Source organism: Methyloceanibacter marginalis, from assembly GCF_001723295.1.
GTDB classification, from domain to species: Bacteria; Pseudomonadota; Alphaproteobacteria; order Rhizobiales; family Methyloligellaceae; genus Methyloceanibacter; species Methyloceanibacter marginalis.
Map to the genome: position 1 here is coordinate 1 of NZ_LPWD01000114.1, position 7,766 is coordinate 7,766.

A 7,766-nucleotide genomic window follows, 5' to 3' on the forward strand; every position below is an offset into this window, starting at 1 on the left:
CGATGAGAAGGGTCTTGAGGGTCATGGTGCTTACTCCGTTTGGTTTGCGGAGCGCGTCGTCGAAGTCGCCTTTGAGCGGCGCTGAATGCAACATTCAGCCGGAGTTCATCGCGATATTACTTACGGAACCCAGTCGCGCTAAAGTGCGCACAACGGAGAGGGGTGCCAGCTGAAGCTAATCTCATGGAACATCGCCCACCGGCGGCGGCGTGGCGGTTTCTTGCGGCCTCCGACGCAGACGTTGCATTGCTTCAGGAAGCTGGAGAACCGCCGGCCGACGCAGCAGCAAAACTCGCTACGGATGCTGCGTTTTGGCGAACAGGGCAGCATTGTGCGTGGCGGGCTGCCATCGTCAATATTTCCAATTCCGCCAAACTGAAGTGGCTCACAACAACGGCTCTCCCCGACGTGAAGTCGGGTGAGTTAGGCGTAAGCCGGCCCGGTACCCTTGCCGCAGCGATTGTTACTCCGTGTGCTGGCGAACCGTTTGTCGCGGTATCGGCATATGCAGTTTGGGAGAGGTCGCACAATCTGGCCAACCGTGATTTCATCTACGCGGACGCATCAGTGCACCGCTTGATCTCCGACCTATCGGTGTTTGCTGGCAAGAAATTTGGTCAAGACATTTTGGTCGCTGGAGATCTCAATATCCTTCACGGGTATGGCGAGTATGGAGATGCCTATTGGGCGGCGCGGTACGAGACAATATTCAGCCGAATGACGGCGTTGGGCTTTAGATTTGTAGGACCGCAAGCGCCGAATGGGCGGCAAGCTGAGCCTTGGCCCGCCGAGCTTCCCCGCTCAAGCGGTAACGTTCCCACTTACCACACCAACCGACAGGCGCCATCGACCTGCACGCGCCAGCTCGACTTTGTGTTTGCATCGCCTCGTCTGGCAAATCGCGTCCAGGTGACCGCTCTCAATGAGCCGGATCAGTGGGGTCCCAGCGATCATTGCCGCGTGGAGATACGGGTGGATTAGGTCTTGCTGTGCGGTAGCGTTGTCCGTCGATCTCGTGTGTCCGAACAGAGTTCGAGCCGTAGGGCGTTGATATACTGAGGAGAGAGAGTGGCTGGGGGACTAGGATTCGAACCTAGACTGGCGGAGTCAGAGTCCGCTGTCCTACCGTTAGACGATCCCCCACCAGCGGCTTGGGATGTGGATCTTGCGCGGCGGCCTTGCAAGGCGCAACGCGTGGATCTCGGGCTCCTTCTAGCCGCTGGGCCTCGGGCTTGGCAAGGCCCGCAGGGCGGTGGCGAAATCCGGGCGCGGGCGGGTAAAGTCAAAAGAATCTTTGTCGGTAACCAATTTTCCAAGGACTGCGGCTAGACTCGCGGCATGGAAGCACGTTCGCCATCCGCGGATCGTATCGGCGCGGCCCTCAGGGCGCTGCGGCGGACCCATGCCGACGAGCCGGGCGACATGGCGGCGCTCGGCCTCAAATGCCTTCAGGCGGTGGTCGCGGAGCTCGCCGCGGACGGCGTTGCGCCCGAGGACCTGCAGCCTCTTACCGATCTCCAGGGGAGGCTGGCCCGGCGGGAGTCGGACAGTGCCGCCTCAGCGCCTGGTCCGAGTGCTGAACCCAGCGCCGCACCGACCGGGACGAAGCGGGACCGGCGGCACGGCACGCCGCCAAGCCCGACCTTGCTCGCGCGGGCCGCGGTGATCATCGATCTTCTGGTCAGAGCCGGGCAGGACGAGGCCGAGGCGGCCCAGACCGTGATGCGCCGGCTGATGGCGGCCGGCGTTCCGGCGCCGGCGCGCGGCGGGGACTCGCGGGGCTGGCGGCGTCTTCTGGAATACCGCCACACGCTGCTGCATGGCGGGGGAACCGACGACGCCAAGTTCGAATACCGGGCTTTCGCCCGCGAGATCGAGGCCATCCCGCCGGCCGAGCGGGTCAGTCGTGTGCTCGATGAGCGCCTTTGGGATCGCCGCCGCGCGCCGCGCCGGACCTAATCGCTACTTGTCTTGCTCGTTGTGGCTCTTCGTGGACTGCTTGTCCTTGTCGCCCATGTGATCGAGCTTCTCGTCGGCGGCCTCTTCACGCTCCGCCTGCTTCTGACCAAGATTGCCCCGGGACGGGTCTTGATTTTCGGCCTTTTTGGGCGAATGGCGATTGTCGGTCATAATCGCTCTCCTTGTTGCTTCTGGCTCTCAATAGGGAAACGTGCGGCGCCGCTTTTCGTTTCTTGGGAGCCGGAGGGACTGGGTTAACCCCGTTCTGATAGAGGCTCCGGGTATGCGGCGGCGGGCTGTTATCGTCGGGGAACGGTCCGGCGGCCCCGGCGAAGAGGGACGAGTGTCAGAGCAACGAGTCATCACGCGCGCGGAGTTTCCGCCCATCGACCAACCGAAACCGGCACGTGCGATCGATCGCAAGCGCGCGGACTTGTTTCGCGAACGCCGCTCGAGACCTGCGAACGGTGGGTGCTCGGCACGGCCTGGGCGCTGCGACCGAAGCGCATCGCGGCGCTCGTGCCGCTCACGCGGGCCTGCATCGCCCATCTTTTCCAGGGAAGCCATGACCTGCCGCATGCCGGCGCGCTCGGCGACGCGTGCGAGCTTGTTGGCATCGCCGGCGACCTGTCTCCGCACACGCTGATGGATGCTTATGCAAGCGGGCTATTTCCCCACGGTCATTTTGGCCCCGTGAAATGGTTCTCGCCGGTGAATCGCGCGGTGGTGCCGCTCGATGACTTTCACATCTCCAGCCGGCTGCGCAGCATGATGCGCCAGGGCCGCTACCGGGTCACCTTCGACCAGAATTTCGAGGACGTGATCAAGGGTTGCGCCGGGCGCCGCCAAGGACGTCCGCATCTCACCTGGATTACGCCGCGCATCATGCGCGCCTACGCCAGACTGTTCGACGCGGGACATGTCCATCCTTCGAAGTGTGGAACAAGGACGGCGATCTCGCCGGCGGCGGCTACGGGGTGGCCGTGGGCCGCGTGTTCGTCATCGAATCCCAGTTCTTCCGCGAATCGAACGCCTCCAAGATCGGCTTTTCGGTGCTCGCCTGGCACCTTGCCAAATGGGGCTTTGTGCTCGCCGACAACAAATGGCTGACGCCGACCACGGCGCAGATGGGGTTTCACGAGATGCCGCGGCCTGAGTATCTGAAGCGCCTTGCCGCGCTCTCCGGCGAGACGGTCCACCCGGGACGCTGGGAAGCCGAAGCCGACTCCAAGACGGTCGCCGATTGGCGCCCCACGCCAACGGTTTCAGGGGTCTGACCGAGCCTTTGTTAAACGGCTTTACCTGCCGGAACACCTTGTTAGATTAGCGACATAGGTCAACGCCGAAGCCGCCGACCGGGCAGAATAGCGGCCGCTCCGGTGCGAAAGGTTGAACATCGTGACTGGGCCGAGCGGCATTGCCCGCCCGGCTGCCAGCTTTCCGCGTGACGCCAGTGCCATGCGGAGCGAAACCGGCGATAGCGGGGGAAGCGCCGCCGCGCGCACCGGGGCGTCTGCGTTTGCAGGCGTGCCGGCCGAAAGTCCTGCCGGGGCAGCCGAGGGAATCAAGGATACCGGCGCGTCCTCGCGCCCGGCTCATTCGGTCTACGGCGCGCTCGATCTCGGAACCAACAATTGCCGTCTCTTGGTCGCCAAGCCGTCGCGGCGCGGTTTTGTCGTGATCGACGCTTTCTCGCGCATCATCCGGCTGGGAGAGGGCGTGCTGACAAGCGGCAAGCTCTCCGACGCCGCCATGAAGCGCACGATCGACGCCTTGCGCGTATGCGCCGACAAGATGCGCCGGCGCGGAGTCACCCGGTCGCGTCTGATCGCGACGGAAGCCTGCCGCATCGCCATCAATGGCCCCGAGTTCATCGACCGGGTGGCAAACGAGACGGGCCTCAAGCTCGAAATCGTCGGCCGCGAGACGGAGGCCAAGCTCGCGGTGTCGGGCTGCTCTTCGCTGCTCGACCGCAATTGCGATTGGGCGCTCGTGTTCGATATCGGCGGCGGAAGCTCCGAATTGATTTGGCTCGACCTCAAGCAGCTCGGACGGTCGTGGCGGCGCTCGCTTCACGATCGCGCCGGCGTGCAGAACTGCATCGCCGCGTGGACCTCGCTGCCCATCGGCGTGGTCAGCCTGGCCGAACGTCATGGCGGTCGCGAGGTTACGCAAAGCGACTACGAGGCGATGGTCGATCACGTGATGGTGGCGCTCAAGGGCTTCGAGGCGCAGCACCGATTCAGTGAGCGCGTCGAGCAGAGCCGGGCGCATTTCCTCGGCACGTCCGGCACCGTGACCACGATCTCCGGCATCCACCTGAAGCTGCCCCATTACGAGCGCGCGCGGGTCGACGGCTGCTGGCTGACGGCGGAGGACGTGCGCAGGGTATCCAACGACCTCATTGCCATGAGCTACGCGGAGCGGGTGGCGCAGCCTTGCATCGGCCATGAGCGGGCCGATCTGGTGCTCGCCGGGTGCGCCATTCTCGAAGCGCTGTTGCGCGTTTGGCCCTGCCAGCGCCTGCGCGTGGCCGACCGGGGATTGCGCGAAGGCATCCTCACCACGTTGATGGCCGAGGACGGCCACGACCGCCGCGAGCAGTACCGGCCGCACCGCCGCCGCCGTGGCGGGGGTGACAAGCCGCATCACGGCCGCGGCTGATCTTCGACCTCAAACGGTTTCCGGCGTTGGTTCCGGCTCGCCCACCTTGTGCGCCTTTCGGGAGAGGCTGGAGCCTGCGTGCTTCGGCAGGCGCATGAAGACGAGCGCCGAAAGTGCCGCGAGCGCGCCCACGATGAGGAAGGCCGGCGGGAAGTCGCTCGCCACGACGTGATGGGTCTCCCGGCCCATGCGCTCGATCTCGAGCACGAGCGCCCCCGTGGCGACGCCGGCCGACATGGAGAGCTGCTGCGCGACGCTGGCGAAGCTCGTCGCCTTGCTCATGTCCTTCTCCTCGATGTCGGCATAGGCGATCGAGTTGATGGCGGTGAACTGAAGCGACTTGAAGAAGCCGCCGACCAAAAGTACGGCGAGGATCACCGCGGCGGGCGTCACCGCGGTGAACAGGGCGGAGGCGGCCGTGAAGGCGGCCGTCAGCACCGCGTTCCAGACGAGGATCTGCTTGAAGCCGATGCGCCGGATGATCGGCGCGGCCGTGGTTTTCATGGCGATGGCGCCGACCGCCGTGGCGAAGGTGAGGAGGCCCGATTGGAGCGCGGTCATGCCGAAGCCGAGCTGGAAGTAGAGCGGCAGCAGGAAGGGCGCCGCGCCGATCCCGAGACGAAACAGAAAGCCGCCGGCGACGCTGGCAAAGAACGTGTCGATCTTCAGAAGCCGCAGATCGAGGAGCGGTGCGGGGACACGCAGCGCGTGGCGCACATAAAGCGTTAAGGCGACCGCGCCGGTGACAAGCATGGCCGCCACGACGGGCGCGGAGAAAAGCGGCTGGCCGATCACGGTGAAGCCGAAGGCGAGACCGCCGAGGCCGATGCCGGACAGAAAGAAACCTTTGATGTCGAGCGGCGGCACCTCCTCCTCGCGAAAATTCTCGACGAAGCGCGTGGCGAGATAGATGCCGAGCAGGCCGATGGGGATGTTGATCCAGAAGATCCAGCGCCAGTCGAACACGGTGGAGATGAAGCCGCCAAGCGGCGGGCCGATCACCGGGCCCATCAGCGCCGGGACGGTCAGCCAGGCAAGCGCCGAGATCAGCTCGGCCTTGGGCACGGAGCGCAAGATCACGAGCCGGCCCACGGGCACCATCATGGCGCCGCCCATGCCTTGAATGATGCGGAACAGGACGAAGTCGCCGAGACCTTGAGCGAAGCCGCAGGCCGCGGAGCCGAGCGTGAACACGACGATGGCGGCGCGGAACACGGTGCGCGCGCCGAAGCGGTCGGCCATCCAGCCGCTCACCGGGATGAACACGGCGAGCGACAGCAGATACGATGTGAGCGCCAGCTTGAGCGCGATGGGGTCCTCGCCCAGATCGGCCGCGATCGCGGGCAGCGACGTGGCGATGATGGTCGAGTCCATGGTTTCCATGAACAAGGCGACCGCAACGATCAGGGTGACGAAATAGCGGGGCATGTGGCAGGTGTTAGAGGAAGGATGCGGTGGACATGGGGCGGCGGGGCCGCCCGGGTCAAGGCCGTGCGGCGATAGGGCGTGATTAACTCATGGTAAGGCCAACGAAAGACGGGCCCCGCAAGCCTTCTGGCCGGCGCGGGCTGACCGTGCGCGCAAGACCGCGAAAGGGCGGAAGCTTGCGTCCACGCGCTGGCTGCAGCGGCAGTTGAACGATCCTTACGTGGAGGAGGCGAAGCGCCAGGGGTATCGCAGCCGCGCCGCCTCAAGCTTATCGAGATCGACGACAAGCACGGCCTGCTGAAACCCGGCGCCGTGGTCATCGATTTGGGGGCCGCGCCCGGGGGCTGGAGCCAGGTGGCAGCCGATCGCGTGAAGGCCGTGGACGGGAAGGGCAGGGTCGTCGCCGCCGATCTCACTGACATCGAGCCCGTGCCCGGCGTCACCTTCCTGCACGTCGACATCACCGACGCGGAAGCGCCCGGTCTGCTCCGCGACGCGTTGGACGGCGCGCATGCCGATCTGGTGCTGTCGGACATGGCGGCGTCCTCGACCGGGCATCGCCAGACCGATCATTTGCGGGTCATCGCGCTGGCCGAGGCCGCGCTCGACATCGCCGAGGATCTGCTCAAGCCCGGCGGCGTCTATCTCGCCAAGGTGCTGCAGGGCGGCGCCGGCCAGGACTTGGTCACGCGGCTCAAACAAGGCTTCGCCAAGGTCCAGCACATCAAGCCCAAGGCAAGCCGGCAGGATTCGGCGGAAGTTTATGTGCTGGCGACCGGGTTTCGCGGCGCCTCTGGGTAGCGGCATGCCTCTTTCCCTCCTCCTTCGAAAGGGGGAAGGGTAGCGCGCATCGCGCGTCGGGTGGGGGTCAAACCGCTATCGATGGGACCCCTTTCAGGGGGAGCGAGCTATTGAGCCGCGCCCCGGCGGGTTCACGGGACTGTGCGTTCGTGCGTGCTGCCGAAGCGCCGCGGGACTTGCTAATGTGCACATGCGTGTTGGGTGAAGGCGGACAGGGAGCGGCGCCATGAATGTCGAGGTGGTGAAGGAGTATTACGGCAAGGTCCTCAAAGGCTCGAAGGACTTGCAGACCTCGGCCTGCTGCGACGGCGGGGGCGTGCCGGGCTATCTCGAAGCGGCCATCGCCAACGTGCATGAGGAGGTGCGCTCCAAATATTACGGCTGCGGCATCGTCATTCCCGCGGCGCTCAAGGGCTGCAACGTGCTCGACCTCGGCTCCGGTTCGGGGCGCGACGTCTATCTGATCTCCCAGCTGGTCGGCGCGGAGGGCAGCGTGGTCGGCGTCGACATGACCGACGAGCAACTCGCCACCGCCGAGACCCACAAGGACTGGCATATGCGGCAGTTCGGCTACGCCGAGCCGAATGTGCACTTCGTCAAAGGCTATCTGGAGAAGCTCGACGAACTCGGTCTCGAGCCCGGCACCTTCGACGTCGTGGTCTCGAACTGCGTCATCAATCTCTGCGTCGACAAGCTCGCGGTGCTGCGCGGCGCCCATCGCCTCCTAAAGCCGGGGGGCGAGATCTATTTCGCCGACGTCTATTGCGATCGGCGTCTGCCGGACGCGGTGCGCGCCGATCCGCTGCTCTACGGCGAATGCCTGGGCGGCGCGCTTTACTGGAACGACTTTCTGCCCATGGCGAAGCAGGCTGGCTTCCTCGATCCGCGTCTCGTCACCTCGCGGCCTATCGCGA

Annotated in this window: 6 protein-coding genes, 1 tRNA gene and 2 pseudogenes; 6 read left to right on the forward strand and 3 right to left on the reverse strand. The window is 65.3% G+C overall.

What is annotated here, in order from left to right:
• Window positions 1-183: 183 nt before the first annotated feature.
• The gene (locus AUC71_RS17410; RefSeq protein WP_158007701.1) at window positions 184-981 is read left to right on the forward strand and encodes an endonuclease/exonuclease/phosphatase family protein; all 798 of its coding nucleotides are present in this window, start codon (window positions 184-186) and stop codon (window positions 979-981) included.
• 88 nt (window positions 982-1,069) lie between these two features.
• Here the strand turns inward: AUC71_RS17410 and AUC71_RS05150 are convergent.
• Window positions 1,070-1,143: transfer RNA gene (locus AUC71_RS05150), tRNA-Gln, on the reverse strand.
• Window positions 1,144-1,338: 195 nt separating this feature from the next.
• Here AUC71_RS05150 and AUC71_RS05155 point away from each other — a divergent pair.
• A complete protein-coding gene (locus AUC71_RS05155) occupies window positions 1,339-1,959 on the forward strand; it encodes a hypothetical protein (protein WP_069623402.1) in 621 nt (206 codons plus the stop codon).
• 3 nt (window positions 1,960-1,962) lie between these two features.
• On the opposite strand, the gene AUC71_RS19200 is transcribed toward AUC71_RS05155, so the two are convergent.
• Window positions 1,963-2,130 (reverse strand): hypothetical protein, encoded by a 168-nt coding sequence (locus tag AUC71_RS19200; RefSeq protein ID WP_158007702.1) that lies wholly within the window; start codon window positions 2,128-2,130, stop codon window positions 1,963-1,965.
• Window positions 2,131-2,604: 474 nt separating this feature from the next.
• On the opposite strand from AUC71_RS19200, the pseudogene aat reads away from it, so the two are divergent.
• Window positions 2,605-3,236, forward strand: a pseudogene (gene aat / locus AUC71_RS20850) (leucyl/phenylalanyl-tRNA--protein transferase).
• 121 nt (window positions 3,237-3,357) lie between these two features.
• Complete coding sequence (locus AUC71_RS05165; protein WP_244500816.1) at window positions 3,358-4,623, forward strand: Ppx/GppA phosphatase family protein; 1,266 nt, start codon at window positions 3,358-3,360, stop codon at window positions 4,621-4,623.
• A gap of 9 nt (window positions 4,624-4,632) precedes the next feature.
• Here AUC71_RS05165 and AUC71_RS05170 read toward each other — a convergent pair whose 3' ends face one another.
• Window positions 4,633-6,051, reverse strand: a complete 1,419-nt coding sequence (locus tag AUC71_RS05170) for a DHA2 family efflux MFS transporter permease subunit (protein ID WP_069623404.1) — start codon at window positions 6,049-6,051, stop codon at window positions 4,633-4,635.
• A gap of 154 nt (window positions 6,052-6,205) precedes the next feature.
• Between AUC71_RS05170 and AUC71_RS05175 the strand changes: the two are divergent.
• Window positions 6,206-6,852, forward strand: a pseudogene (locus AUC71_RS05175) (RlmE family RNA methyltransferase); the annotation flags it as partial.
• Between the two features lie 226 nt (window positions 6,853-7,078).
• A partial coding sequence (locus AUC71_RS05180) for a methyltransferase domain-containing protein (RefSeq protein WP_141701462.1) occupies window positions 7,079-7,766 on the forward strand: 688 nt, incomplete at its 3' end.